24 protein-coding genes are annotated in these 25,645 nt (G+C 45.1%); 9 read left to right on the top strand and 15 right to left on the bottom strand.

What is annotated here, in order from left to right; all coding sequences use genetic code 11:
* Positions 1–11 precede the first annotated feature (11 nt).
* Positions 12–1,088: a 3-deoxy-7-phosphoheptulonate synthase gene (locus tag CBX98_RS06660; protein ID WP_005397501.1), complete on the bottom strand. Its 1,077-nt coding sequence runs from the start codon at positions 1,086–1,088 to the stop codon at positions 12–14.
* Positions 1,089–1,295: 207 nt separating this feature from the next.
* Complete coding sequence (nagZ, locus tag CBX98_RS06655; RefSeq protein WP_006743111.1) at positions 1,296–2,279, bottom strand: beta-N-acetylhexosaminidase; 984 nt, start codon at positions 2,277–2,279, stop codon at positions 1,296–1,298.
* Between the two features lie 99 nt (positions 2,280–2,378).
* Here nagZ and CBX98_RS06650 point away from each other — a divergent pair, with 99 nt between their 5' ends.
* Together CBX98_RS06650 and murQ are read left to right on the top strand one after the other, a co-directional pair.
* A complete protein-coding gene (locus tag CBX98_RS06650) occupies positions 2,379–3,491 on the top strand; it encodes an anhydro-N-acetylmuramic acid kinase (RefSeq protein WP_109168807.1) in 1,113 nt (370 codons plus the stop codon).
* 36 nt (positions 3,492–3,527) lie between these two features.
* Positions 3,528–4,457, top strand: coding sequence for an N-acetylmuramic acid 6-phosphate etherase (gene murQ / locus CBX98_RS06645; protein ID WP_109168806.1), 930 nt, complete (start codon positions 3,528–3,530; stop codon positions 4,455–4,457).
* 51 nt (positions 4,458–4,508) lie between these two features.
* Here the strand turns inward: murQ and CBX98_RS06640 are convergent, their stop codons facing one another.
* Positions 4,509–4,781 (bottom strand): hypothetical protein, encoded by a 273-nt coding sequence (locus CBX98_RS06640; RefSeq protein WP_012842127.1) that lies wholly within the window; start codon positions 4,779–4,781, stop codon positions 4,509–4,511.
* Positions 4,782–4,894: 113 nt separating this feature from the next.
* Positions 4,895–5,236 (bottom strand): DUF2799 domain-containing protein, encoded by a 342-nt coding sequence (locus CBX98_RS06635; RefSeq protein ID WP_012842128.1) that lies wholly within the window; start codon positions 5,234–5,236, stop codon positions 4,895–4,897.
* A gap of 280 nt (positions 5,237–5,516) precedes the next feature.
* On the opposite strand from CBX98_RS06635, the gene CBX98_RS06630 reads away from it, so the two are divergent.
* The 4 genes from CBX98_RS06630 to CBX98_RS06615 all read left to right on the top strand — a co-directional run bounded on the left by CBX98_RS06630 (position 5,517) and on the right by CBX98_RS06615 (position 10,169).
* Complete coding sequence (locus CBX98_RS06630; RefSeq protein WP_005381914.1) at positions 5,517–7,001, top strand: carbon starvation protein A; 1,485 nt, start codon at positions 5,517–5,519, stop codon at positions 6,999–7,001.
* A gap of 193 nt (positions 7,002–7,194) precedes the next feature.
* On the top strand, positions 7,195–8,883 hold the full coding sequence (locus tag CBX98_RS06625; protein ID WP_109168805.1) for a sensor histidine kinase: 1,689 nt from the start codon (positions 7,195–7,197) through the stop codon (positions 8,881–8,883).
* A gap of 12 nt (positions 8,884–8,895) precedes the next feature.
* Positions 8,896–9,624, top strand: a complete 729-nt coding sequence (btsR, locus tag CBX98_RS06620) for a two-component system response regulator BtsR (RefSeq protein ID WP_006743107.1) — start codon at positions 8,896–8,898, stop codon at positions 9,622–9,624.
* A gap of 71 nt (positions 9,625–9,695) precedes the next feature.
* A complete protein-coding gene (locus CBX98_RS06615; protein WP_109168804.1) occupies positions 9,696–10,169 on the top strand; it encodes a low molecular weight phosphatase family protein in 474 nt (157 codons plus the stop codon).
* A 46-nt stretch (positions 10,170–10,215) separates the two neighbouring features.
* Here CBX98_RS06615 and ispH read toward each other — a convergent pair whose 3' ends face one another.
* The 6 genes from ispH to murJ form a co-directional block, all read right to left on the bottom strand.
* Positions 10,216–11,181 carry a 4-hydroxy-3-methylbut-2-enyl diphosphate reductase gene (gene ispH / locus CBX98_RS06610; protein WP_172605932.1) on the bottom strand — a complete coding sequence of 322 codons (966 nt, stop codon included), beginning with the start codon at positions 11,179–11,181 and terminating at the stop codon, positions 10,216–10,218.
* Between the two features lie 23 nt (positions 11,182–11,204).
* A complete protein-coding gene (fkpB, locus tag CBX98_RS06605; protein ID WP_012842130.1) occupies positions 11,205–11,636 on the bottom strand; it encodes an FKBP-type peptidyl-prolyl cis-trans isomerase in 432 nt (143 codons plus the stop codon).
* Between the two features lie 156 nt (positions 11,637–11,792).
* Positions 11,793–12,302, bottom strand: coding sequence for a signal peptidase II (lspA, locus tag CBX98_RS06600; RefSeq protein ID WP_005397302.1), 510 nt, complete (start codon positions 12,300–12,302; stop codon positions 11,793–11,795).
* Positions 12,303–12,375: 73 nt separating this feature from the next.
* Positions 12,376–15,204, bottom strand: coding sequence for an isoleucine--tRNA ligase (gene ileS, locus CBX98_RS06595; RefSeq protein WP_109168803.1), 2,829 nt, complete (start codon positions 15,202–15,204; stop codon positions 12,376–12,378).
* A 64-nt stretch (positions 15,205–15,268) separates the two neighbouring features.
* The gene (gene ribF / locus CBX98_RS06590; RefSeq protein ID WP_046873948.1) at positions 15,269–16,204 is read right to left on the bottom strand and encodes a bifunctional riboflavin kinase/FAD synthetase; all 936 of its coding nucleotides are present in this window, start codon (positions 16,202–16,204) and stop codon (positions 15,269–15,271) included.
* 70 nt (positions 16,205–16,274) lie between these two features.
* Positions 16,275–17,837: a murein biosynthesis integral membrane protein MurJ gene (gene murJ, locus CBX98_RS06585; protein ID WP_046873949.1), complete on the bottom strand. Its 1,563-nt coding sequence runs from the start codon at positions 17,835–17,837 to the stop codon at positions 16,275–16,277.
* A 305-nt stretch (positions 17,838–18,142) separates the two neighbouring features.
* Here murJ and rpsT point away from each other — a divergent pair, with 305 nt between their 5' ends.
* Positions 18,143–18,403, top strand: a complete 261-nt coding sequence (gene rpsT, locus CBX98_RS06580; protein ID WP_005381938.1) for a 30S ribosomal protein S20 — start codon at positions 18,143–18,145, stop codon at positions 18,401–18,403.
* Positions 18,404–18,707: 304 nt separating this feature from the next.
* Here the strand turns inward: rpsT and CBX98_RS06575 are convergent, their stop codons facing one another.
* Together CBX98_RS06575 and nhaR are read right to left on the bottom strand one after the other, a co-directional pair.
* Positions 18,708–19,010, bottom strand: a complete 303-nt coding sequence (locus CBX98_RS06575; RefSeq protein ID WP_005397309.1) for a metalloregulator ArsR/SmtB family transcription factor — start codon at positions 19,008–19,010, stop codon at positions 18,708–18,710.
* Between the two features lie 289 nt (positions 19,011–19,299).
* Positions 19,300–20,190 (bottom strand): transcriptional activator NhaR, encoded by an 891-nt coding sequence (gene nhaR, locus CBX98_RS06570; RefSeq protein WP_005381942.1) that lies wholly within the window; start codon positions 20,188–20,190, stop codon positions 19,300–19,302.
* A gap of 386 nt (positions 20,191–20,576) precedes the next feature.
* Here nhaR and CBX98_RS06565 point away from each other — a divergent pair, with 386 nt between their 5' ends.
* Together CBX98_RS06565 and CBX98_RS06560 are read left to right on the top strand one after the other, a co-directional pair.
* On the top strand, positions 20,577–21,722 hold the full coding sequence (locus tag CBX98_RS06565) for a Na/Pi symporter (protein WP_031780616.1): 1,146 nt from the start codon (positions 20,577–20,579) through the stop codon (positions 21,720–21,722).
* Between the two features lie 148 nt (positions 21,723–21,870).
* Entirely contained in the window at positions 21,871–23,013 is a 1,143-nt protein-coding gene (locus CBX98_RS06560; RefSeq protein WP_109168802.1) for a flavohemoglobin expression-modulating QEGLA motif protein, read from the top strand.
* A gap of 70 nt (positions 23,014–23,083) precedes the next feature.
* On the opposite strand, the gene CBX98_RS06555 is transcribed toward CBX98_RS06560, so the two are convergent.
* The 3 genes from CBX98_RS06555 to CBX98_RS06545 all read right to left on the bottom strand — a co-directional run bounded on the left by CBX98_RS06555 (position 23,084) and on the right by CBX98_RS06545 (position 25,645).
* Positions 23,084–23,935, bottom strand: coding sequence for a thymidylate synthase (locus CBX98_RS06555; protein WP_109168801.1), 852 nt, complete (start codon positions 23,933–23,935; stop codon positions 23,084–23,086).
* 9 nt (positions 23,936–23,944) lie between these two features.
* Complete coding sequence (lgt, locus tag CBX98_RS06550; RefSeq protein ID WP_005381948.1) at positions 23,945–24,766, bottom strand: prolipoprotein diacylglyceryl transferase; 822 nt, start codon at positions 24,764–24,766, stop codon at positions 23,945–23,947.
* 87 nt (positions 24,767–24,853) lie between these two features.
* Complete coding sequence (locus CBX98_RS06545; protein ID WP_006743341.1) at positions 24,854–25,645, bottom strand: sulfite exporter TauE/SafE family protein; 792 nt, start codon at positions 25,643–25,645, stop codon at positions 24,854–24,856.

The following is a 25,645-nucleotide window of genomic DNA, read 5'->3' as shown; positions in this document are numbered from 1 at the left end:
TAAATCCTGTATTAATTAGCCTTTAGACGATTTTCTAAGAAAGGCACTAGCTCTTCATGTGCATGACGTAATAGTGCCTCAGTTGAATCCCAATTGATACACGCGTCAGTGATAGATACACCGTATTTCATTTCTTCGAGAGCTAAGTCAGAAGATTGATTTCCTTCATTGATATGGCTTTCAATCATAAGGCCGATAATGGACTTATTACCTTCACGGATTTGGTGAATAACATCTTCTGCGACCAATGGCTGGCGACGGTAATCTTTACGTGAGTTGGCGTGACTACAATCCACCATTAATGATGCATCAAGGCCAGATTTCGCCATTTCTTGCTCACACTCAGTAACTGACACTGAGTCGTAGTTAGTTTGCTTGCCACCACGTAAGATCACGTGTCCATTAGCATTACCCTGAGTGGTCAATAGCGCTACTTGTCCCTCACGGTTGATCCCCATAAAACGGTGGCTAGAAGACGCAGCTTGCATCGCATTGATTGCGGTTGCCAAACTGCCATCCGTGCCATTTTTAAAACCGATTGGCATAGACAGGCCACTTGCCATTTCACGGTGAGTTTGTGACTCCGTAGTACGTGCGCCGATCGCAGCCCAACTAAAAGTGTCCGCCAAGTATTGTGGGCTAATTGGGTCCAGAGCTTCAGTCGCGAGCGGGATTTCCATCTCTGCCAATTCCACTAGCAGTTCGCGTCCAACATGCAGACCATGTTCAATATCGAAGCTGCCATCGAGGTGCGGATCGTTAATCAGCCCTTTCCAGCCGACCGTGGTGCGTGGTTTTTCAAAGTAAACACGCATAACAATATACAGTTGGTCACTTAGTTGTTCAGAGAGCGCTTTAAGACGTTTTGCGTAATCCTTCGCCGCTTCCACGTCGTGGATAGAACATGGACCACATACAACCAGCAGGCGATGATCCTTTTTATGAATAATATTAGCGATAGTTTGGCGAGACTCTTGAATAAAGCGGCGCGCTTTTTCACTCAAAGGAAGCTTGGTTTTTAGCTCCTCTGGGGTAATAAGAACCTGCTCTTCGCTAATATTAATATTGCTCAACTCACTTTTCTGCATAACTCTAACCTGTATATTTATTTTTACACCCAACCAAATCCTTGGTGAGACAACTAAGCTTTAACGACAAGATAACAGGCTAAAAAAGAAAAACAAGCGTACACAATAAAAAACATTTGGTGTAAATTATTATTTACAGTCAAATAAAAAGCCAAAGTATAATTAACTTTGGCTTCTAATCGGTGTTTTGAATCGTTTACAAGAGGTTTAGCTGGTCAAGCGTTTCATCGCTTCACTCGCCGCTTTCCACTCTTGAGATAACTTGAGATCGCTTAGAGAAAACGACTGTTTTTTCAGTAACGCATCCGCCAGTGGCACTGTTGATACTGGCAAGTTATCCAACACCTCAATGTGTGCTTCACGCTTATTACACATCAATAGCATATCGCAACCGGCTTTCAAGGCTTGAACCCCACGCTCGGCAGGACTACCCATGATTGCAGCGCCTTCCATCGTCAGATCATCGGAGAAAACCAAGCCTTTAAAACCGAGTTGCTGTCGCAAAACTTGTTTCAACCAGTATTCTGAACCACTCGCAGGCTGAGAGTCGTAGTTCGGAAAAATCACGTGAGCAGGCATCATGGCATCTAAAATACCGGCATCAATTTGCGCTTTAAAGATGGCCATGTCTTGTTCAAAAATGTCGCTGCGCTCGTCGTATGGCGTTTCTAAGTGTGAGTCAGCAATCACACCACCGTGACCCGGGAAGTGTTTGCCTGTTGTTGCCATTCCAACGCTCTTCATGCCCTGCATGTAAGCGGTGCTAAATCGAAGAATGGTATCGGCATCTTCGCCAAATGCTCGGTTACCGATCGCTTTACATTGATGACCTTTATCGAGCACGGGTGCAAAGCTTAAATCAATGTCGTGTGCGATCAACTCCGCTGCCATTAGCCAACCGCCCATACGTGCTAGCTCTTCGCCATTTTGATGTTTGGCGTATTCTTCGGCTGCAGGGATCAACGAGAAACCTTCACGGAAGCGTTGTACTCGCCCCCCTTCTTGATCCACACCGATCAAAATCGGGCGCTTGGCAGCCTTGCGGATTGATTGAGTAAGTGCTTGAAGCTGTTCACTATCATGATAGTTGCGAGCAAATAGAATTAAGCCACCAACCGTAGGATGTTCCAGAATTTCTTTGTCTTCAGCGGTCAGTTCATAACCCGCGACGTCAACCCATAACGGTCCCATGTTTTCTCCTCAAAATCGGCTGAATATCTCGTATTCGATGAGGTTATTCGCTTCAGATTTGCTTTACAATAAGTGAATGAAGAATTGACGAGATCGGCTATGAAATTTAACGAACTGTACATTGGTGTGATGTCTGGAACGAGTATGGACGGCGTTGATACCGCTCTGGTTGAAATAAGTGATGAGCACGTTCGTCTGGTTGCGCACGACGATTACCCAATGCCCGCAGCACTGAAAGAAATGCTGTTATCTGTTTGTACCGGTCAAGCCACAAATTTAAAAGCCATAGGTGAATTGGATCACCAACTTGGCCACCTCTTCGCTGACGCCGTTTTACAACTGCTCAATAAGTCTGGCTGCGTCGCGGAACAAATTCGTGCGATTGGTAATCACGGTCAAACGGTATTCCACCAACCTACTGGAGAGTTACCCTTTACCACTCAGTTGGGTGATGCCAACATCATCGCAGTGAAAACAGGGATTGATACGGTTGCAGATTTTCGACGTAAAGATATGGCGCTAGGTGGTCAAGGTGCACCGCTGGTTCCCGCTTATCATAAAAGTATCTTTGCCATGCAAGATTCCACCACCGTCGTGCTGAACATCGGTGGCATTGCCAACATCTCTGTACTGCATCCCGAGCAACCAGTCATTGGCTATGACACAGGTCCGGGCAACATGTTGATGGACGCGTGGTGTGCTCTGCACACTGGGCAAAGCTTCGACAAAGATGCACAATTTGCACTGAAAGGAACGGTAAACGCTACTTTGTTGACTCAATTACTTAAAGAAGCTTACCTCGCCATGCCAGCCCCTAAAAGTACCGGGCGAGAACTGTTCAATATTGACTGGCTGCATCAGCAACTGGCTCATTACAATTTACCAACCGAAGACGTACAGCGTACACTCTGCGAATATTCTGCGATTACCATTGCCAACGAAGTCGACAAGTTTTCTCATGGCATCACACCTCAACTATTGGTCTGTGGCGGTGGAGCAAGAAACCCACTTTTAATGCAGCGATTGACTAAGTTATTGCCACAATGGCACGTTGCGACAACGGCAGAAAAAGGCGTTGATGGTGACTACATGGAAGCCATGGCATTTGCTTGGCTTGCGCAGCGCTATATTCATAGCCTCCCTAGCAACTTACCGGAAGTTACGGGGGCAAGTCGTCTCGCTTCACTGGGTGTACTCTATTCAAAAAATTAAGGGCAATAGATCCTAAACAAAAAGGCTTAATTCATTATGACGAACGATGCACTTATCGCAGCTTTATCCCATCTGGTATCTGAAGGGCGAAATCCAGACACCATGGACATCGACTTGCTGCCTTCTCTCGATATTGTTCAACGCATCAACCAACAGGACAAACTCGTTCCTCTTGCCGTTGAAAAAGTGTTGCCTGAGATCGCTGAAGCCGTTGATAAGATCACGGAAGCATTTAAGATCGGAGGTCGGTTGTTTTACATCGGTGCGGGCACCAGTGGTCGGCTCGGCGTCTTGGACGCTTCAGAATGCCCACCAACTTTTGGCACGGATCCAGAGATGGTCGTTGGCATTATTGCGGGTGGAAAAGAGGCAATGTTCCGCGCGAAAGAAGGGGCAGAGGACGATCCTGCACTAGGCGAGCAAGATCTTAAAGAGAATGCGCTAACACAACACGATGTCGTCGTTGGTATTGCGGCAAGTGGACGGACACCGTATGTGATCGGTGGCTTAGAGTATGCGAACGAACTTGGTGCCACCACTGTAGCACTATCTTGTAACCCTGACTCTCCGATTGCAGATATTGCCGATATTGCGATCAGCCCCGTTGTTGGACCTGAAGCGTTAACGGGATCCACTCGCTTAAAATCAGGGACGGCGCAAAAGCTCGTCCTGAACATGCTCACTACTGCAAGCATGATTCGCCTAGGCAAAAGTTATCAGAACTTAATGGTAGATGTGAAAGCGACGAATGCAAAGCTAGTTGCAAGAGCGGCTCGTATTGTTATGCAAGCAACAGATTGTACTAACCAAGAGGCTAAAACTGCGCTCAAAGAAACGGACTACGACGCCAAGTTAGCGATTTTGATGATTTTAACCGGGCTGGATAAAGAAAGCGCGACTGAGCAACTGAAAGCCAAACAAGGATATTTAAGAAAAGTCGTGATCGATCAAGCGAATCAATCTTAATCAATAAAGCGCCTCACTTATTTAAAAGTCAGGCGCCTTTTATGGCTTAATTTAGTAGTTCAATCGTTCAATGTGAGTAATACCGACTTTACCTTCAAGGTCGCTGAACATATGAACCATTGCTGGGTATGGTTGTGCTCCAGGGTAGACAACTTCTGCATTACAGAAAAACGCATAGTTTTGTCCGGCTACGACTTGAGTAGCCACAACCAAAGGGGAGTATTTGACGCCGACAAACCCCTCGATACCTTTAGCAAATACTTCTTTATCCTCTGCTTTGAGTTCATTAAATGGACTCCAGCCACCAGCCATTTGCGTTGACATAATGTGATTCCTTTTTTCTGTGCTCACTATCAAGCAATATGAACATAGTTTAATAATAGAGATTTTGCCACATTTATGTTATGCAGACGGTATCACAGCGGCTTTATTGACTATTAATTTGAGTACTCATTCCAGCCACGCTGCCATTCCATACGGAATTTTTGTGCTTGCTCAGTACCCTCACAAACCCCTTCATAATACTGACCAGATAACCCCATTTGATACGCAAAAGCAGGGTTACAGTATTCACGTAGCCCCTCTAAATAACCTTGGTCGTAGTCACTTTGCTTAACGCTACCCAACTCACGCAGCTCGCTCATCGTGCGTGATGTATGTCCGGCTACACCATCTTGATATCCGATCTGATGCCAATCTCCTGACTTGGCAAGATCTTCCGTCGTTGCAGCGCATCCTGCAAGTAAAGCCAGCGCCAAACCTAACGTTGCCTTTTTCATGGTTCTTCCTTAAGTAATTGTTTTCAAAAATAAGCTTACCACTAATTATTGGCGTTTGCCGCTTAGCTTGCAGATTAAACCACTGACGCCTCGAATCAACCGCTCACTACTGCAATCAACCGTTCGCCAATTTTAAAAACCGCTCAAGCAGTATATCGACCACTCAGTGCTCTATTCGACCACTCATCTACTAACCGAATGCATTTAACACAAGTGACGCATAACATGCATCCTGAGATTAAAAAATTACCCTACCCAACTAAGACCAAGGACAATTGCTATGATGTGGTTTCTAACCTGTGTCGCAGCCCTAATCGGCGGATACTTCATCTACGGCGCTTTCGTCGAGAAGATTTTCGGCATCAATGAAAAACGCCAAACGCCTGCTCACACCAAATCGGACGGTGTTGACTTCGTTCCAATGTCAACAAAGAAAGTTTATCTAGTTCAGCTACTTAACATCGCTGGTGTTGGTCCAATTTTCGGCCCAATCATGGGTGCACTATACGGTCCAGCGGCAATGCTTTGGATTGTTGTCGGTTGTATTTTTGCTGGCGCAGTACACGATTACTTCTCAGGCATGCTTTCAGTGCGTAACGGCGGCGCATCTGTACCTACTATCACAGGTCGCTACCTAGGTAATGGCGCAAAACACTTTATGAATATTTTTGCCATTGTCCTACTGCTTCTTGTTGGCGTAGTGTTCGTTTCTGCTCCTGCAGGCATGATTACTAACCTCATCAATGATCAAACAAGCTTGAGCGTAAGCATGACTACTATGGTTATCGCTATCTTCGCTTACTACATCATTGCGACGATTGTTCCTGTCGATAAAATCATTGGTCGTTTCTACCCACTGTTTGGCGCCCTACTCATCTTTATGTCTGTTGGCCTAATGACAGCCGTTGCTTTCTCTAGCGAACACACAGTAATGGGTGACTTCCAAGTTTCGGACATGTTCTCTAACCTCAACCCAAATGACATGCCGTTATGGCCTGCATTGTTCATCACTATTGCATGTGGCGCTATCTCTGGCTTCCACGCGACTCAGTCTCCACTGATGGCGCGTTGTATGGAAAACGAGAAAAACGGTCGTTTCGTTTTCTACGGAGCAATGATTGGTGAAGGTGTTATCGCGCTAATCTGGTGTGCTATCGCTCTGTCTTTCTTCGGCTCTCTAGACGCACTATCAGAAGCTGTGAAAAACGGTGGTCCTGGTAACGTGGTATACAGCGCATCATTTGGTCTGCTTGGTGTGTTCGGTGGTATCCTTGCGTTCCTAGGTGTGGTTATCCTACCAATTACGTCTGGCGATACAGCATTCCGTTCAAGCCGTCTGATCCTTGCTGAATACTTCAACATGGAACAAAAGACGCTACGTAACCGCCTACTGATGGCACTTCCACTGTTCGTTATCGGCGGTATCTTAACTCAAGTAGACTTCGGCATTATCTGGCGCTACTTCGGTTTTGCTAACCAAACAACAGCAGTAATGATGCTTTGGACTGCGTCCGCTTACCTACTACGTCACAACAAGCTGCACTGGATTACCACTATCCCTGCTATCTTCATGACCACGGTATGTGTCACGTTCATCTTAAACAACAGCTCGCTAGGTTTTGGCCTGCCAATGCAACTATCAACTATCGTCGGTATTGTGTTTGCCCTAGCAGTGACTGGTTACGTTATCAAAACCTCTAAGGGTAAAGGTGAAACTGAACTGGCTGACGAAGAGAAACCACAAGCCGTGTCAGAAACAGCGTAATACTCGTCACATCCGAGTGACTAAGATAGGAGCCTGCCAATTGCAGGCTCTTTTTGTTTTATACCCAAGTCACTTTAAGATTCAGAACTCGGAGCGCAGCGCCATGTATTTAGGTGTCTTTATTTATCTGAGCCAAGCATCTTGAGGTGACTTAGGTATACAATAACAACATTGATTCTAGGTTAGGTTCACTATGGAACTGGTCGTTTCCCTTTTACAACAGATGTGTGTGTACTTAGTTTTGGCTTACATGCTAAGTAAAACGCCAATCATCTTACCTTTGCTGAGTATTTCTTCGCGCTTAAGCCACCGCCTAATTTGTTACGTACTCTTCTCTGGCTTTTGTATTCTCGGCACCTATTTCGGTCTGCACATCAACGATGCTATTGCTAATACTCGCGCGATCGGCGCGGTCATGGGCGGGCTGTTTGGTGGACCTGTTGTAGGTTTCGCCGTCGGATTTACTGGTGGCATCCATCGATACTCTCTTGGTGGCTTTACTGACCTCGCCTGTGCAATTTCAACCACCGCCGAGGGTGTAATTGGTGGCTTGCTCCACGTTTACCTTATCAAGCGAAATAAAGGCGCATTGCTGTTTAATCCAAGCGTCGTATTCAGCGTCACGTTTGTTGCAGAAGTGGTGCAAATGATTTTGCTGCTCGCCGTCGCTAAACCCTTTGATCAAGCCTATGAGCTGGTGTCTGCCATTGCAGCACCGATGATCATCGCGAACTCATTTGGTGCGGCATTGTTCATGAGTATCCTGCAAGACAGAAAAGCGATCTTTGAAAAGTTTTCTGCGACGTTTTCGCGTCGAGCACTCACCATTGCTGATCGCTCAGTGGGAATTCTAAGCAACGGCTTCAACACCGAAAACGCAGAGAAAATCGCGCGTATTATTTATGAAGAAACCAAAGTGGGCGCTGTCGCGATTACCGACCAAGAAAAAATCTTGGCGTTTGTGGGCATTGGCGATGATCACCATAAACCGAACACGCCGATTTCATCGCAAAGCACATTAGACTCCATGGAGAAAAACGACATCATTTATCTTGATGGCGCAGAACGTCCATACCAATGTTCCATCGCAAAAGACTGCAAACTTGGCTCCGCGCTGATCATCCCACTGCGTGCGGGAAAAGAGGTCATTGGTACCATTAAGCTGTATGAACCGAAGCGTAAATTGTTCTCCACGGCCAACATGTCAATGGCGGAAGGGATAGCTCAGCTTCTCTCTAGCCAAATCTTGTATGGCGACTACCAACAACAACAAGCCTTACTCGCTCAAGCAGAAATCAAACTGCTTCACGCTCAGGTGAATCCACACTTTTTGTTTAATGCACTCAATACTATTAGTGCGATTACTCGTCGTGATCCTGACAAAGCGCGCGAGCTAATCCAAAATTTATCGCACTTCTTCCGCAGCAATTTAAAGCAGAACATTAATACCGTAACGCTAAAGGAAGAGCTTGCACATGTGAACTCGTACTTGAGCATCGAAAAAGCTCGTTTTACGGACCGCTTAGAGGTTGAAATCGATATTCAACCTGAATTGCTGGACATCAAATTGCCAAGCTTTACACTCCAGCCTTTGGTTGAGAATGCCATTAAGCACGGCATTTCAAACATGCTTGAAGGTGGTAAAGTTCATATATACAGCGAAGCACACCCACAAGGTCATTTGATTACTGTCGAAGACAATGCAGGCAGTTTTGAACCGCCAAAAGAAAACCACTCCGGGCTAGGTTTAGAAATTGTCGACAAACGTCTCACTAATCAATTTGGGCGTGATGCATCGCTAAAAATTACGTGCGAGCCACATCAATTTACTAAAATGAGCTTTATCATTCCCCAAAATCATAAAAGCACGCTGAAGCAATAAAGGTAATGTTGGATGTTAACCGCACTCGTCATTGATGATGAACAGTTTGCTCGTGAAGAGCTGACAGAGTTATTGGATGAAACAGGACAAGTTGAAGTGGTGGGCAATGCCTCAAACGCGATCCTTGGTCTAAAAAAAATCAATGAGCTCAAACCTGATGTGGTGTTTCTCGATATCCAAATGCCTCAAGTCACTGGGATTGAACTACTTGGAATGCTTGATCCAGAAACCATGCCTTATGTGGTTTTTGTCACGGCTTACGACCAGTATGCAATTCAAGCGTTTGAAGACAACGCCTTTGATTACTTGCTCAAACCTGTCGACCCATGCCGTTTAACCAAAACGGTCAAACGGCTAAATAAAGTCATTAGTCAATCCGCCCTAACTCAACAGCTGTCTGCTATTACGCCCGACACTTTAGATCAGATTCCGTGCATCGGGCACAACCGTATCGTCATCATGGCCACCGACACGGTAGAATGTGCATACAGTGACATCAGCGGCGTGCATGTACGCTCCACCAGCCAAGCCGCGAGCACTCAACTAACATTAAAAACGCTAGAAGAGAAAACCCCACTGGTACGCTGTCATCGCCAATACTTAGTCAGTATTAAGGCCATCAGCGAAATCAAATTACTCGAAAACGGATTAGCAGAAATCATCACCAAAACTGGCTTTGAGATACCAGTAAGCCGCCGCTACCTTAAAGTGCTCAAAGAGATGCTGGGCATTAGCCACTAACACAAAAAGTTCACACATCACCGCAGAGTTTCCGCTAGCGTATAAATAAGACGCTCCGGAAAGACGAGGCGATGATGTATAAAGTTTTGTTCATATGTAAGCACAATGCTGGACGAAGTGTGCTCGCTGAGTCGATCGCAACCCATATCCTGCCAGCAGAGTTTAGTGTCGCCAGCGGCGGCTCTCATCCTACAGGCACAGTTCACCCGGTGGTGCAAAAATATTTAGATGACCACCAACTTCCCATTCCACATATCCACACCCATTCATGGGAAGAGCGAACTCAGTTTCTTCCTGACATCGTGATTATTCTCTGTGACTCTTTGCATCAAGAGGCAGCTCCTCAGTGGCTTGCGGGTGGCGTTCGAGTAAACTGGCAAGTCGATGCCTTTCCGACTGAAGGTTCTGATGAAGAGGTGTACGCACATTGCGAAAGGGTTGCTCAGTCGCTTGAGCGAAGAATCACGAAGATGTCCGATATGATTATCGATGGTTTAGGGAAAGACCAAATTCGTGATTACCTAAATGAACTGAGAGAGATGTAAAAAAGACGACCCGCTGGTCGTCTTTTTAATATTCGATAAATGGAGATTAATCCACTTGCTTGATTTGCAGTTCTTTGGGTACTTCAAAGAACATATTCTCTTCACGACCAAGTACTTCATCAACCGCTTCGGCACCGACGAGTTCTTTGATTCGCTCTAGAATCTGATTAACGAGTTCTTCCGGAGCAGATGCCCCCGCAGTCACGCCGACCTTTGTTTTGCCTTTGAACCACTCAGGTTTGATATCTTCCGGACAGTCGGTTAAGTAGCCAGGTGTCCCTAGCTTTTCAGCTAGCTCTTTAAGACGTGTAGAGTTTGATGAGTTTTTAGAACCCACCACAACCATCACATCTACGTCACCCGCTAATTCACGTACGGCATCTTGGCGGTTTTGTGTCGCGTAACAGATATCGTCTTTACGTGGTCCTTGGATATCTGGGAAGACGCGGCGTAGCTCTTCGATAACATCGGCAGTTTCATCTACAGAAAGTGTCGTTTGGCTTACGTAATGAAGATCAGATGGATCTTTCACAATCGACTTCAGTTTCTCAACATCGGCCGGGGTTTCAACCAAGTACATACCACCGGTTTCACTCGCGTACTGCCCCATTGTGCCTTCCACTTCAGGGTGACCTGCGTGACCAATCAGAACCACTTCCATATTGCGGCGGCTTGCTCGCGCTACTTCCATATGCACTTTGGTTACCAACGGGCAAGTCGCGTCAAATACCGTCAAATCTCGCTGCTTGGCTTCCTGACGAACCGCCTGCGATACACCATGAGCAGAAAAAATCACAATGTTGTTGTCTGGCACTTCATGCAGCTCTTCAACGAAGACAGCGCCACGTTGTTTTAGCCCTTCAACCACAAAACGGTTATGCACCACCTCATGACGAACATAAATCGGTGGCTGATACATCTCTAGCGCACGCTCTACGATGCTAATCGCACGGTCTACACCAGCACAAAAGCCGCGTGGGTTAGCTAATAGGATTTTCATTTCATTGCTCATGGAAATTATCTTTATTGGGTTCGCTATTCTACTGACAAAATTTCAACTTCGAAAGTCACGTCTTGTCCCGCTAGAGGGTGGTTGAAGTCCACAGTGACTGAATCGCCAGCAATCTCTGTAATAATGCCCGGGATTTCCATGCCATCAGGACCACTGAACGCCATGATTGTACCCACTTCTACTTCTGCATCACCTACAAACTTAGTGCGATCCATATGGTGTACATGGTCTGGGTTTGGCATGCCAAACGCGTCTTCTGCTTTTAGCTCAATCGCTTTTTGTGCGCCTGTTTCGAGGCCTATCAAGCACTGCTCAAAGTTTTCACTCAAGCTGCCATCACCCATAACAAATTTCGCTGGTTTACCCATGTTATGAGTACTATCCGCAACCGATCCATCTTTCATTTTAATCGTAAAGTGAAGGGTTACTACAGATTCATTGGTTATTGTTGTCACGTTACTGCTTCCTTGTTCTTGGGTTATTACGCTGTCAGCTTGGTCTTTTTATACATTGATATGCTGATTGGCGCTCCAACATAATAAAAAGCGTCGCTCGAATCAACGGGCGACGCTTAGGGTTATTCAACTTTTCGCAATATACACTGCCACTACTTAGGCTTTCGCCTCGTCTTTCTTTCGAAAGCCGTCAAGAATAATCATCGCGGCACCAATACAGATCGCCATGTCTGCAAGGTTGAACGCTGGCCAGTGATAATTACCCCAGAAAAAGTCCAAATAATCCACGACAAACCCATGTATTACTCGGTCGAATACGTTGCCTACTGCGCCACCAATAATCATGGCATAAGCAATATTATTCCATTTCTCTTTCGCTGGTAGTTTGCTCATCCAGTAAGTCAAAAGACCTGTAACGATAAAAGCAATACCTGTAAATAACCAACGTTGCCAGCCCGCTTGATCACTCAAAAAGCTAAAAGCAGCACCATAGTTATGCACGTACAAAAGATTAAAGAATGGCAAAATTTCTATGCGGTTTGCCCAGCCATATCCCATGTTGTTCATTACAACATACTTAATGCCAATGTCAGCTAAAAAGATAACCACCGCTAACCATAACCAGCGAATACCAGATTGCTTTAAAGACAGTGCTTTTTCACTCATTACTTTACCTACAAACAGCCCCAGTAAATACTGGGGCTGTTAATTTTAAAAAAAGTTCAGTCGTTCTAGGCAATTACGCGAATTTACGTACTTCACCTTCGCCTTCTACGTTAGACACACAACGACCACAGATTTTCTCGTGACCTTCAATTGTGCCTACGTCTGGCGTATGGTGCCAACAACGATCACACTTCTCGCCTTCAGCTGCTGCTACTTCAACAAACAAGCCTTCGATATCCGTGGCTTGTGCTGCATCAGTCTTCTCACCTAGAGGCTTAACTTTCGCCGCAGAGGTTAGTAGAACAAAGCGCAGTTCATCTTCAAGTTTGTTGATCTTCGCCGCTAAAGCGTCATCAGCAAATAGAGTCACTTCAGCTTGTAGTGCACCACCGATGGTTTTCTCTTTACGCGCATCTTCTAGAAGTTTGTTTACTGCACCACGAACCGCTTGGATCTCAGCCCAGAATTCATTGTTCAGCTCTTCACCTTCAGCAAGGCCGAATAGACCGTCGAACCACTCACCAGTGAATACGAACTTGTCGCGCTCGCCTGGCATTTCGTTCCAGATTTCATCTGCAGTGAACGACATGATTGGCGCCATCCAACGAACTAGCGCTTCTACGATGTAGTAAAGTGCAGTCTGACAGCTACGTTGAGCGTTGCCGCCACGTTTTGCTGTGTACTGACGGTCTTTAATTACGTCTAGGTAGAAAGAGCCCATTTCGATCGAACAGAATTGCATTAGACGCTGAGTCACACCGTGTGTGTTGTACTCTTCGTATGCTTTAACAATCTCTTCTTGTGCTGCTAGCGCACGACCAACTGCCCAGCGATCTAGCGCAACCATCTCTTCAACAGGAACGATGTCTGTTTCAGGGTTGAAGCCGCTTAGGTTAGCAAGGAAGAAACGCGCTGTGTTACGGATACGACGGTAAGCATCTGCGCTACGTTTTAGGATTTCATCAGAAACCGCAACTTCACCAGTGTAGTCTGTTGAAGCAACCCATAGACGAAGAATGTCAGCACCTAGCTTGTTAGTTACGTCTTTTGGCGCAACCACGTTACCGATAGATTTAGACATCTTACGACCCTGACCATCAACCACGAAACCGTGTGTCAGTACTTGTTTGTAAGGCGCTTCGTCTTTCATCGCGATAGATGAAATTAGAGAAGACTGGAACCAACCGCGGTGTTGGTCAGAACCTTCTAGGTATAGGTCTGCACTATTACCGTTGTACTCTTCACGAGCATCAACAACAGAGAAGTGAGTCACACCTGAATCGAACCATACGTCTAGCGTATCTAGTACTTTTTCGTACTGGTCTGCTTCGTCACCTAGTAGCTCAGCTGAATCAACATCCCACCACGCTTGAATACCTTTCTCTTCAACCAACAGAGCAACCTTCTCGATAAGCTCTAGTGTGTTTGGATGAAGTTCTGCTGTTTCTTTATGAACAAACAGAGCAATTGGCACACCCCAAGTACGTTGACGAGAGATACACCACTCAGGGCGACCTTCGATCATACCTTCGATGCGGCTTTGACCCCACTCAGGCATCCACTCTACATTCTTGATTGACTCTAATGCTTTAGCACGTAGGCCAGCTTGGTCCATAGAAACGAACCATTGAGGTGTAGCACGGAAGATGATTGGAGTCTTATGACGCCAACAGTGTGGGTAGCTGTGCTCGTAAGCGTGGTGGTGTAGTAGTGCACCTTTTTCTTTTAGTACTTCTACTACTGCATCGTTCGCTTTAAATACGTGCTGACCAGCAAATAGCTCTGTATCTGGTAGGTAAACACCGTTTGAGCCAACTGGGTTTGCTACTTCTAGGTTGTACTTGTTACCAACCGCGAAGTCTTCTTGACCGTGACCAGGAGCAGTGTGAACAACACCAGTACCTGAATCAGTCGTAACGTGATCACCCAGGATCGCCGGTACAGTGAAATCGTAGAATGGGTGTTGGAATTGAGAAAGCTCAAGCTCCGCACCTTTAGCAAAGCCAAGGTTGTGGAAGTGCTCGATACCCGCACGGTCCATTACGTCTTTCGCTAGCTCAGCAGCAACGATGATACGCTCAGGTTGCTCGCCTTCAACTTGGATAAGTACATACTCAAGGTCATCACGTAGACACACAGCACGGTTCGCGGGAAGCGTCCAAGGAGTTGTCGTCCAGATGACAATAGAGATATCGCCTTTACCTTCATGACCTTCAGTCAGCTCAAACTTAGACAACAGTGCCGCTTCGTCAGCCGCTTTAAAACGAACGTCGATAGATGGCGATACTTTATCTTTGTATTCTACTTCCGCTTCAGCAAGAGCAGAACCACAGTCTGTACACCAGTGAACAGGTTTGAAACCTTTTAGCAGGTGACCATTGCTTGCGATCTTACCAAGAGCACGAATAATGTTCGCTTCAGTTGCGAAATCCATAGTGCGGTATGGCTTGTCCCACTCACCCATGATACCAAGGCGTTTGAAGCTCTCTTTCTGACCTTCAACCTGACCTGCTGCGTATTCACGACATTTCTCGCGGAATTCTGCTGCCGTCACTTTTTGGCCTGGCTTGCCTACTTTTTTCTCTACCATTAATTCAATAGGTAGACCGTGGCAATCCCAGCCAGGAATGTAAGGTGCGTCAAAACCTGAAAGTGTTTTGGATTTAATAATAATGTCTTTAAGAATCTTGTTTAGTGCGTGACCAATATGAATGTCACCATTTGCGTAAGGAGGGCCATCGTGCAATACGAATGACTTTTTGCCTTTCTTAGCTTTACGGATTTCACCGTAAAGATCTTCTTTGTACCAACGCTTAAGCATTTCTGGCTCACGATTGGCCAGATTGCCGCGCATTGGAAACCCTGTTTCAGGTAAGTTCAGGGTATCTTTATACTCACTCATCGATTCTTAATTCCGTTATATTGGGCGAAAATTAGACATTATGTTGAACGGTGGAATAAACCGCTCAACGCTTAAGCTGACGCAACCACACCCTTGCTGCTTCAGCATCCAATTCGATTTGTTGTTTAAGTGCTTCAAACGACTCAAACTTTTGCTCATCTCGAAGTTTATGCAAAAGTTCCACTTCTAGTTGCTTGCCATATAAATTGGCATGAAAGTCGAATAAGTGTACTTCTAACTGCTGGCGAACGCCATTGACAGTCGGTCTTTGACCAATATTAGCGACACCACCAATTGGCTTATTTCCTAAGCCAAGCGCTTGAACAACATAGACTCCGGAGACCGGAGAAACACAGCGTTTCAAAGGAATATTCGCAGTAGGAAAACCTATCGTTCTTCCCAGCTTTCTTCCGTGAGAAACACGACCGCTGATGCTGTAGTTTCTTCCCAGCATCTGTTGCGCGGAATGCAAATCGTCACGCGCCAGCGCTTGACGGATAGCCGTACTGCTGACACGTAATTGTTGTAAACAAAAGCTCTGGGTACTCACGACATCAAAACCGTACTTTTCCCCTGCTTCCTGCAGCATTGCAAAGTTGCCAGTTCGGCCTTTGCCAAAGCAGAAATCATCACCAACGACAAGAAACTTAACACCCAAACGCTCGACCAACAAGTCACGGATAAACTCTTCCGCGGTTAAACTTGCAAAATGACGATTGAAATTGACGCAGAGCAAGCGATCAATATCGAGCTTACTCAATTGCACGAACTTATCGCGTAATCGCGTCAACCGTGCAGGCGCCTTATCTTTGGCAAACAGCTCCATCGGCTGAGGTTCAAAGGTCATCACAACAGAAGGCAATGATAGCCTGTCCGCTTGCTCAGACACTTGCTGCAATACTTGTTGATGGCCTTTATGGACACCATCGAAATTGCCAATAGTCAGCACGCAACCATGATGTCGCGGGGTGATATTGTGAATGCCTCTAATCAGTTCCATTGGATACTGCTTTCTGCCTCTGTTTTTACTTTACACTGTGTGAAACTGACGGATTATATACTAATCACCCTTAGTCTGTCCCAGCTTTTAGGTCTTTTAAGCGTGCACCAGTTAAAAATAGAACCACTAGGTAAACCACGGCTCCTAGACCGATCAACATTCCTAGTACACCGCTGCGGTGAGCAAAGCTCCAATCTAGCCACACTGACATGTCTTCCAATTGCCATAAGATCGCAGCCACCATCGCCGCACCTGCAATAACCAAACGTATAATAAAGAAGACGGTTCGTTTGGTGATTTGGTATACCCCTGCGATATGTAGACCACGATACAGCAATGCCATATTCACAAACGCCGAAAGTGCCGTCGCGATAGCCAAACCAACGTAACCATAAAAGTACGCAAAAATTGCGTTAAATACCATGTTGGTCACCATCGCAATGATGCCGTACTTTACTGGCGTTTTAGTATCTTGACGCGAGTAATAACCTGGCGCGAGCACCTTAATCAGCATGAAGTTCAACAAACCTGAAGCGTAGGCAAAAAGCGACAATGATGCTTGATGTACGTCTTGAGGAGAAAATTCACCTCGCATAAACAGAACCATCAGCATAGGTTTTGCCAGTACCATCAGACCAAGCATTGCAGGAAGGCCAAGCAAGATCACCATGCGCACCCCCCAATCCATGGTTTGCGCGAAGCCTTCACTTTGTGCGTCAACGTGTTTACGTGAAAGCGCGGGTAAAATCACAGTCGCAATCGCAATACCAAACAGACCTAAAGGAAATTCCAATAAGCGGTCTGAGTAATATAGCCAGCTAATCGAACCGGTTTGCAAAAAACTGGCGATGAACGTATCAAACAACAGGTTAATCTGACTGACCGATACACCAAATAAAGCGGGGATCATCAAAGTGCGGATTTTCACTACACCCGGATCGCGCCAGCCCCATTTTGGCTTAACCATGACGCCTGCTTTAATAAGGAAGGGAATTTGGAATAAGAACTGGACCAAACCACCTAAGAAAACACCAATGGAAAGCCCTATTTCTGGCATTTCCATTTGCGGCGAGATAAACCACGCCGCCAAAATAATCATCACATTGAGGAAAACAGGGGTAAAGGAGGAGACAGCAAATTTACCTAATGTATTGAGGATAGCGCCCGATAGAGCGACAAAGGTAATGAACCATAAATAGGGAAAGGTGATTTTGAGCATCACGCTAGCAAGCTCAAACTTTGCTGCAGCCGGGCCACCATGCATCCAGTCAAGGAACCAACCAAAACCAAACACAGCAGTGACCACGCCGGAGCCTAGGACACCTAAAATGGTAACAATCGAGACTATCACCCCTAACGTACCCGCCGCGCGAGCAATGAGCTCCCGAGTTTTATCCATGTCGCCTTGAGCATGGCTTTCCGTTAAAACAGGTACAAACGCTTGGGAAAAAGCACCTTCAGCAAACAAACGTCGTAAAAAATTAGGAATTTTATTGGCGAAGAAAAAGACGTCTGCGCTTGCTCCTGCCCCCATTAAATTTGCCACTACAACATCACGAACTAGGCCAAGAACGCGGGAAATAAATGTCATAGCACTGACGATCATGCCAGACTTGAGTAGTCGTTTACTCACTGTAACCTCGGAATATCACCATAAGACAGCTAACCCTATACTGTTTCTCTGACAGGTGCTGTAAATAGACGTCAAAAATCTATCCGCGGGTTGTAAGGAATAAGTGTGCCTTTCGCGGATAATTATTAGCATTGGTATAAAAATGCTGTTAGAATCCCCGCCATCTTAACCGCGATAACCTCTCTTACCAAAATTTGTTTTGGCTTAGATCGGTTTTTGCACAAATCATTTGACATTTAAGCGCAAATGAGGGATATTCCTCGCCCTTAAATTGTCACAGAACTAAGTTTTTGGGAGTTAGACCCTTGGCAAATAGTAAATCTGCTAAGAAGCGCGCTATCCAAGCTGAGAAACGTCGTCAGCACAATGCTAGCCGTCGCTCAATGATGCGTACTTACATGAAGAAAACTGTTGCTGCTATCGAAGCAGGCGACAAAGAAGCTGCAACTGCTGCATTCGCTGTAGTTACACCTATCCTAGACCGCATGGCAACTAAAGGCCTTATTCACAAGAATAAAGCAGCTCGCCATAAGTCTCGTTTCGCTGCACAAATCAAAGCTCTTTAATAGAGTCCTGATTTTACAGTGAAGAAAAAACCGACCTTGTGTCGGTTTTTTTATATCTACAAAATTTTCTTAATAAAAAAGCTGGCAATGCCAGCTTTTTTTTTCTGCACGCCTATTCAAAGGCATCAGCTTATTTACCTTATAAAGCTCAAACTGGAAAGCACCAATAAAACACTTGAGAACAAAGCAAATTGGTCGATGCGCAGCAACTCTACCATCAAAAGTTTAACGCCACTCTCAAATATTCCAACGAGTTAGATTCACAGCCTAAAATGAACGATATATTAGGTATATGTAATTAACGCTAAGCGCTTTCAGCACAATAAAGACTATGCAGTGTTTTTATTAACGCTTTCACTTCATCACTCTTCAATGTGTAGTACACGGTTTGTGCTTCTTTCCTTGTCGTGACTAGCTCATCACGGCGAAGCCAAGCAAGATGCTGAGATAATGCCGACTGGCTTAGCTCTAACTTTGCACACAGCTCTCCCACGGACAGCTCTTGGTTATGCAGCATACAAAGGATTTGTAGGCGTCTCTCGTTTGCCATCGCTTTGAGCAACACGACGGCTTTTGCGGAGTTCTGCTCCATTTCTTGTAGATTCATGTGTTGGACCTCTAGCTACAACTTACTTATTCCAACCCTGGCCAGCTTGTTGTGTTGCACTGATTTATATATCTAAGAAAATCAAGATACACTTCCAGAGTCTTCATTATTAGAACCTCTAATTTAGTTGTTAGTGATACACCAATATTATCCACCAAAGTGGAGAATTGATGCGCCATCAATAATTAATAGTTTTGCTCACTAAAACAAGTATCTTGAGTTACTTAGGTATTATTTAGAATTATATTTTTATTGATAGTAATCTATTTATTTGCGCAACGATACGGGTTTACTCAAACATTTGACTGAAATCAGCATCACAAACATTTTTTACCGCTGGGTGTTGGATCATTCGTTCCGCAAAAATCACGTAGTACTCTTCTTTTAACCCATCGACATGACCAATTAGCTGTAGATTTCGGTCGTCCTCAATCTCCGACATATATACGGTCGGCGCTAAGAAAATCACATCATCGTGATACCGTGCGAAAGCCTTCATCAACGCAACATCATCAAATTCTCCCAACACATTAGGCTGAAGACCTTGACGATCAAACCACTGAATAACCTTACGCCCCATTGCTGTTCGGCTTGCAGGAATCAAAAGCTTTTTCTGTTCCAGAATCTCAGGGAAACGCACATTTTCAATTTCAGAAGAGGCGAAAAAGCTCATGCTGCTCTCACCTAGCTTTTTGCTATAAAGGCCAGGGCTTTGAGTTGAGTCAACGGGACAATCCGAGAGGATCATATCCAGCTTGTGCTGAGACAGTCGTTCAAGTAGCAATTCGTGGGTTGACTCATAACAGCGTAAATGAATACTGTTATCTTCCGGGACAGTCGTCATTAGTACTTTACTGACCAAGCGCTTAGATAACGCATCGGCTACGCCAACTTCAAACAGAATGTTCGAGTGCTGACTGTAATTGACGATATCTAACATCTCATAACTCAAACCAAACATTCGGTCGGCGTACTTAAAAACAAGTTGCCCTAACTCAGTTGGCTCAACTGTACGACCATTTCGTTTGGTTAACTTTCCTTTCATGCGTTCTTCAAGCGCTTTAATCTGCCCTGTCACGGTTTGCGGTGTTAGGAAAAGCGCATCGGCCGCTTTAGTTACAGAGCCCTGTTTGCACACCATCCAGAAATAATATAGATGGTTGTAGTTTAGATGTGACATGATCAAGTCCCGAAAAGAAAGTGATGCTTTTTATACCAAATGTGACAGAGACAAACAATAAACTCGACAAAACCATACAATACATTACAAAAACATAAGTTTTACCGAATATATAAAATTAACACTGTCATAAAAGTTGAACTGAGGCGCATTTTCTTTCTAAAGAAAACGCAAAAACCACACAAAACAAAAGTCAATTTTATTCATTAAATTCAAATGGTTAAAAACCTTCATTTTTCCCTACTCACACCACTATCAAAAAGAACAATAAAAATTACTCACAGCAAGAAATCTGTAATATTACTGAAATATTTGTTCTCTAACATCGCCCGCAGTTTCAACTACAGACCGAAAAATGAACTGAAAGGTCAACGGAGAAAATTATGATGAACCAAGCTACTTCAACAGTGGCGCCAATTTCGAGCACTGCTCGTTGGTTACGCTGGGCTAACTTGGCATTCATGTTGTATCTGCTTCTTCTAGCAGTATCTATGGTTGGTAGTGGCTTCAAATGGGCAACTGGCGATCAAGCTAAGGTGCTATTTGAGTTTGCCGCTCACCCTGTTGCAGGTCTAATGATCGGCTTGGTGGCAACAGCCTTAATTCAGTCCTCAAGCACTGTAACGTCTATTATTGTAGGTTTAGTTGCAGGTGGCTTACCAGTAGAAACCGCGATTCCAATGGTGATGGGTGCCAATATTGGAACCACAGTGACTAATACGCTTGTTTCTCTTGGTCACGTACGTTGTAAAGAAGAGTTCAAACGTGCATTTGCAAGCGCAACTATTCACGACTTCTTCAACTTACTTGCTGTTGCTATTTTCCTTCCGTTGGAAATGATGTTCGGCATTTTAGAGAAAGTTTCTCATTGGCTTGTTTCTCCACTACTTGCTACTGGCGATATGAGCATTAAAGGCTTCAACTTCATTAAGCCAATAACAAAACCAGTTGTGGGTGCAATTAAAGAGCCACTTTCAACATTCGGTGATACTGTTGGTGGCATCATGCTTATCGTTTTGGGTATTGCGACAATCTTCGTTGCAATTACGGTAATGGGTAAGCTAATGAAGAGCCTAATGGTTGGCCGCGCACGTGAAATTTTGAAAAACGCGATTGGTCGTGGCCCTATTCACGGTATTGTATCGGGTTCAATCGTGACTGTGTTGGTACAATCTTCATCAACAACAACTAGCTTGATGGTTCCACTTGTGGGTACAGGCGTTCTTAAAGTTCGTGATATTTACCCATTCACGCTAGGTGCAAACATTGGTACTTGTATTACGGCGCTACTAGCAGCAACAGCCGTATCGGGTGAGTTTGCGGTATTCGCGCTTCAAATCGCTCTGGTACACCTAGTATTTAATATCATGGCAACGCTGTTTATCTTTGGTATTCCGTTCCTACGTGAAATTCCAGTGAAAGGCGCTGAGATGATTTCTGAAATGGCTATCAAGAACAAAGCTGTTGTCGGTGGCTACCTAATGTCTGTATTCGTTATTTTACCAGGCGCGATCTTAGCCCTAACGACATAACAATAACTTACATACCATCGCTTATTGTTTAGGCTCCACATTGTGGGGCCTTTTTTGCGTTAATGACGCTGTTCAAATTCGTTGTCTGGTGATAATTTGAGCCATACCAGCATACTTATGCTGGGCTACCTCATTTGGAGTCGACAACATGACGCAGCTTAATGGCACTATTTCTGATCAGCTACTCGCAATAGACGAAAACCTAACTCAACTGGTTGCTGATATTGATATCCTCAGTAGCGTGAATCCTCTCAATTATGCTCAGGAAAGAGAGCGCTTTATTAAGAACAAATACTCTCAAGAGCCTAACTTCCAATACTCAACTACCAATCTAGATACTCACAGCGCAAAGCGACGTCTGTATGAACTGCCTTTAGAAAATATTCAAGACACCCAATTACAAAAGCTGTACGCGGATGTGATTCAGTCTTACGCAGATAAATTGGATCAAGTGAATACTATCGGTACACAAGAGTTTCTTTATAACTCCTTGCGCTATTACGGAGAGCCGAGCGCCAAAGATATTGCCAACGCCCATTTCATTTTACACCTTCCCACGGAAGAAGAGAGCAAACCGCAGCATGATAGCCGTGCGATAGCACACTTCATGCAAAACTTTGCTCAACGTAATGGATATGAGTGTGAAATACAGGTGTTGGATGGGATGTTAGCAAACGCACTCGTTTCGGGGTCTCGAGTCAAAATTAACCACGCAGCATACATCACGACCGATGAGTTAGAGGCTCTCGCACATCATGAAATGGGTGTACACCTTCTTACTACGCTTAACGGTCGTCAACAACCGCTAAAGGTCCTGAGCTTAGGGTGCCCAGCTAATACAAACACCCAAGAAGGGCTGGCTATATTGTGTGAATATCTGTCAGGACATTTCAGTATCAAACGCCTAAGAACCTTAGCCTTACGAGTCCTGGCGGTAGAGTCGATGATCAAGGATCGCGATTTCCGCCATACGTTCATGCTATTAAAAGAACAGTATAAAACGTCTGACCTTCAAGCATTTACAACGACTGCTCGTGTGTATCGAGGAGGCGGTTTAACGAAGGATTACTTGTATCTAAGGGGGTTCCGAGAGGTGCTCAATGCCTACGATAAACTGGGCGATGACTTTTCATTGTTGCTATGTGGAAAAACAGAACTGAAGTATTTTGAGCTTATCCGCTCATTAGTGAGCAAGCAAATATTCACCCAACCCAAGTTTATTAGCCCGGCACTGTCTGCACCGATGCAGACCAACCCTATTCACCGCTATATTGTCAGTGCACTCAAGTAATACCTTCAAAGTACAAAAAGCAAAAAAGCTCCATTTGGAGCTTTTTTCATATCTTGAAGAACAATACTGGTTACACTGAGAATGGGTAACGAATAGGGTCGTGATGCTCATACCCTTCAACCCAAAAGTCATCCAGTGTGACCCATGTTTCCAGATCTTCTAGAGATTTAATCTCTGGATTGATGTGAAACGTCGGCGCTTTTAATGGTTCACGTTTCAACTGAACATCACGCATCAGTTCAAGCTGATCTTCATAAATGTGCGCATTCACAATCTTATGAAATGCCTGACCAGGTTTCTTGCCCGTGATTTGCGCCATGATCGCCAAGAATACGTAAACTTGAACCATATTGAAGTTTAAGCCAAGCGGTACATCACACGAACGCTGAGTACTGTTCAGGTAAAGCATATCATCCAGCAATGAAAAATGGTGGCTATACATGCAAGGACGCAAGCACCCCATGTGGAATTCACCCGGGTTGTAGAAGTTCAAGATTTCACCGCGATCATCAACACTACGCGTTAAGTCATCCACTATCTTGCGTAATTGGTCAACATGCCCGCCATCAGGCTTCGCCCATGCGCGCCCTTGGACACCGTAGACACGGCCCATGTCGTCTTCGCCCTTACGATATGGATTATTTAACCAAGCATCATTTAGGTTGGCATTGGCATCCCAGGTTTTCGTGCCCAGCTTACGAAAATCTTCCGCATTATCGTAACCACGAATATACCCTAGTAGCTCTGCAACGGCCGCTTTCCAAAAACTTTTACGTGTGGTGACCAACGGAAATTGATTGTTCGCAACATCGTAGGTTAAATCCGCGTTGATTACGGTCAGGCAGCGCTTGCCTGTACGCTCATTTTCAACCCAAACACCTTGGTCAACGATGCGTTGACACAAATCTAAATACTGTTTCACACCAATACCTTACTTCGTCTTTTGTGGTAATTCGTCTTTGTAATGACCACGTTTGTATGCCCAAACCATCATGAGGACACCGATAACCACCATTGGCAGGGATAAAATCTGTCCCATGGAAATAAAGCCACCGAATAACCCCAAATGAGCGTCTGGTTCGCGCACGTATTCTACTAGGAAACGGAAGGTTCCGTAACCCGCAAGAAAGAGTCCTGAAACAGAACCTAGAGGACGAGGTTTCTTGATGAACCAATTCAAGATGAAGAAAAGTACGATACCTTCAAGCGCCATTTCATAAAGCTGCGATGGATGACGTGGCAGTGGACCACCATTTGGGAAAACGATCGCCCAAGGCACATCCGTTACTCGGCCCCACAATTCGCTGTTCATGAAGTTACCTAAACGCCCCATACCCAAACCAAATGGCACAAGCGGCGCGATAAAGTCGGCAACGCCGAAGAACGTTCGCCCGTTTTTGTGTGCATACCAGAACATCGCGGTAATCACACCCAGTAAGCCACCGTGGAAAGACATACCACCGGTCCACACTTTAAACAGATACAAAGGGTCAGCCAGGAAAAGCTCAAAATTGTAGAAAAGCACGTAGCCAACACGGCCACCAATCACCACGCCAAGGAAGCCTGCGAACAACAAATCAGAAACCTGTTCTCGTGTCCAACCACTTCCCGGCTTATCCGCACGTCGGTTCGCTAACCATAGGGCGAACATAAAGCCCACAAGGTACATCAAACCATACCAACGAACCGAAACAGGACCAATAGAGATTAAAACCGGATCAATATTGGGAAATTCAATATATCCCTGAGACATAAATCATTCTCTTCTTATCACAACAAAATAAATATACCCAAGTAACCTCTAGATGCTTGGTTCAGCGAGAATGACTTGGGTACAAACTTAGAGCAGCATGGTCGCTGCTACAAACATTAAGAACACCGCGAATATCTTTTTTAATACCGCAGTTGGAAGGTTAGTTGCCAGCTTTGCGCCCACTTTTGTTGTGAGCATCGAGGCCATGGCAATTGCTAATAAAGCGGGAAGATAAACATAGCCAATACTGTATGAAGGCAAGCCTTCTACTTTATAACCATGTAAGATGAAACCGATCATACCAGAAATAGCAATCACGCAACCACAAACGGAAGATGAACCTACCGCTTTACGCATTTCTATCCCGTGTTTATTTAAAAATGGGACCGATAGTGAACCGCCACCAATACCAGCAAGGCTTGATACGACGCCAATCCCCGTGCCATACGCAACGGTCACCGGGCTGCTCGGCATAGGTTTACTGCTCGTAACTTTAATGGAACGGAACATTTGTACTGACAGGCAAAGTACAATCACACCAAATACTTTCGGCAAGTAGTGCGTAGGGATCCACTCAGCAATATTGGCACCGACAAAACCACCAATAACCACACCTGGCATCAACCATTTTACGACGAACATATCGACATTGCCGAGCTTAAGGTGATTCATCGCCGATGAACCTGACGTAACAATAATACTCGCTAACGAAGTGGCTAGGGCCATGTGCATACTCATTTCTGGAGAGATTCCAGCAAGAGGAAGCAAATACAACAAGGCAGGAACAACTATCAAACCACCACCGATACCGAGTAACCCCGCCATCACACCCACAAAAGCGCCTAGCGCCAACAATAACAAAAATAAAGAGACGGTCAC

Source organism: Vibrio sp. T9 (assembly GCF_003123985.1).
GTDB lineage: Bacteria > Pseudomonadota > Gammaproteobacteria > Enterobacterales > Vibrionaceae > Vibrio > Vibrio diabolicus.
This window is presented reverse-complemented; position numbering and strand designations above follow the sequence as displayed.

What these genes read in the sequence shown, in the direction of transcription:
- CBX98_RS06625 (WP_109168805.1), top strand. Translation starts at nt 7,195, where the DNA reads ATGGAACTGGTCGTTTCCCTTTTACAACAGATGTGTGTGTACTTAGTT.
- murQ (WP_109168806.1), top strand. Translation starts at nt 3,528, where the DNA reads ATGACGAACGATGCACTTATCGCAGCTTTATCCCATCTGGTATCTGAA.
- ispH (WP_172605932.1), bottom strand. Translation starts at nt 11,181, where the DNA reads ATGAGCAATGAAATGAAAATCCTATTAGCTAACCCACGCGGCTTTTGT.
- ribF (WP_046873948.1), bottom strand. Translation starts at nt 16,204, where the DNA reads ATGGAACTGATTAGAGGCATTCACAATATCACCCCGCGACATCATGGT.
- CBX98_RS06635 (WP_012842128.1), bottom strand. Translation starts at nt 5,236, where the DNA reads ATGAAAAAGGCAACGTTAGGTTTGGCGCTGGCTTTACTTGCAGGATGC.
- CBX98_RS06615 (WP_109168804.1), top strand. Translation starts at nt 9,696, where the DNA reads ATGATGTATAAAGTTTTGTTCATATGTAAGCACAATGCTGGACGAAGT.
- CBX98_RS06660 (WP_005397501.1), bottom strand. Translation starts at nt 1,088, where the DNA reads ATGCAGAAAAGTGAGTTGAGCAATATTAATATTAGCGAAGAGCAGGTT.
- lspA (WP_005397302.1), bottom strand. Translation starts at nt 12,302, where the DNA reads ATGAGTGAAAAAGCACTGTCTTTAAAGCAATCTGGTATTCGCTGGTTA.
- CBX98_RS06575 (WP_005397309.1), bottom strand. Translation starts at nt 19,010, where the DNA reads ATGAATCTACAAGAAATGGAGCAGAACTCCGCAAAAGCCGTCGTGTTG.
- CBX98_RS06640 (WP_012842127.1), bottom strand. Translation starts at nt 4,781, where the DNA reads ATGTCAACGCAAATGGCTGGTGGCTGGAGTCCATTTAATGAACTCAAA.
- CBX98_RS06565 (WP_031780616.1), top strand. Translation starts at nt 20,577, where the DNA reads ATGAACCAAGCTACTTCAACAGTGGCGCCAATTTCGAGCACTGCTCGT.
- nagZ (WP_006743111.1), bottom strand. Translation starts at nt 2,279, where the DNA reads ATGGGACCGTTATGGGTTGACGTCGCGGGTTATGAACTGACCGCTGAA.
- CBX98_RS06630 (WP_005381914.1), top strand. Translation starts at nt 5,517, where the DNA reads ATGATGTGGTTTCTAACCTGTGTCGCAGCCCTAATCGGCGGATACTTC.
- CBX98_RS06650 (WP_109168807.1), top strand. Translation starts at nt 2,379, where the DNA reads ATGAAATTTAACGAACTGTACATTGGTGTGATGTCTGGAACGAGTATG.
- btsR (WP_006743107.1), top strand. Translation starts at nt 8,896, where the DNA reads ATGTTAACCGCACTCGTCATTGATGATGAACAGTTTGCTCGTGAAGAG.
- ileS (WP_109168803.1), bottom strand. Translation starts at nt 15,204, where the DNA reads ATGAGTGAGTATAAAGATACCCTGAACTTACCTGAAACAGGGTTTCCA.
- lgt (WP_005381948.1), bottom strand. Translation starts at nt 24,766, where the DNA reads ATGTCTCAGGGATATATTGAATTTCCCAATATTGATCCGGTTTTAATC.
- CBX98_RS06560 (WP_109168802.1), top strand. Translation starts at nt 21,871, where the DNA reads ATGACGCAGCTTAATGGCACTATTTCTGATCAGCTACTCGCAATAGAC.
- nhaR (WP_005381942.1), bottom strand. Translation starts at nt 20,190, where the DNA reads ATGTCACATCTAAACTACAACCATCTATATTATTTCTGGATGGTGTGC.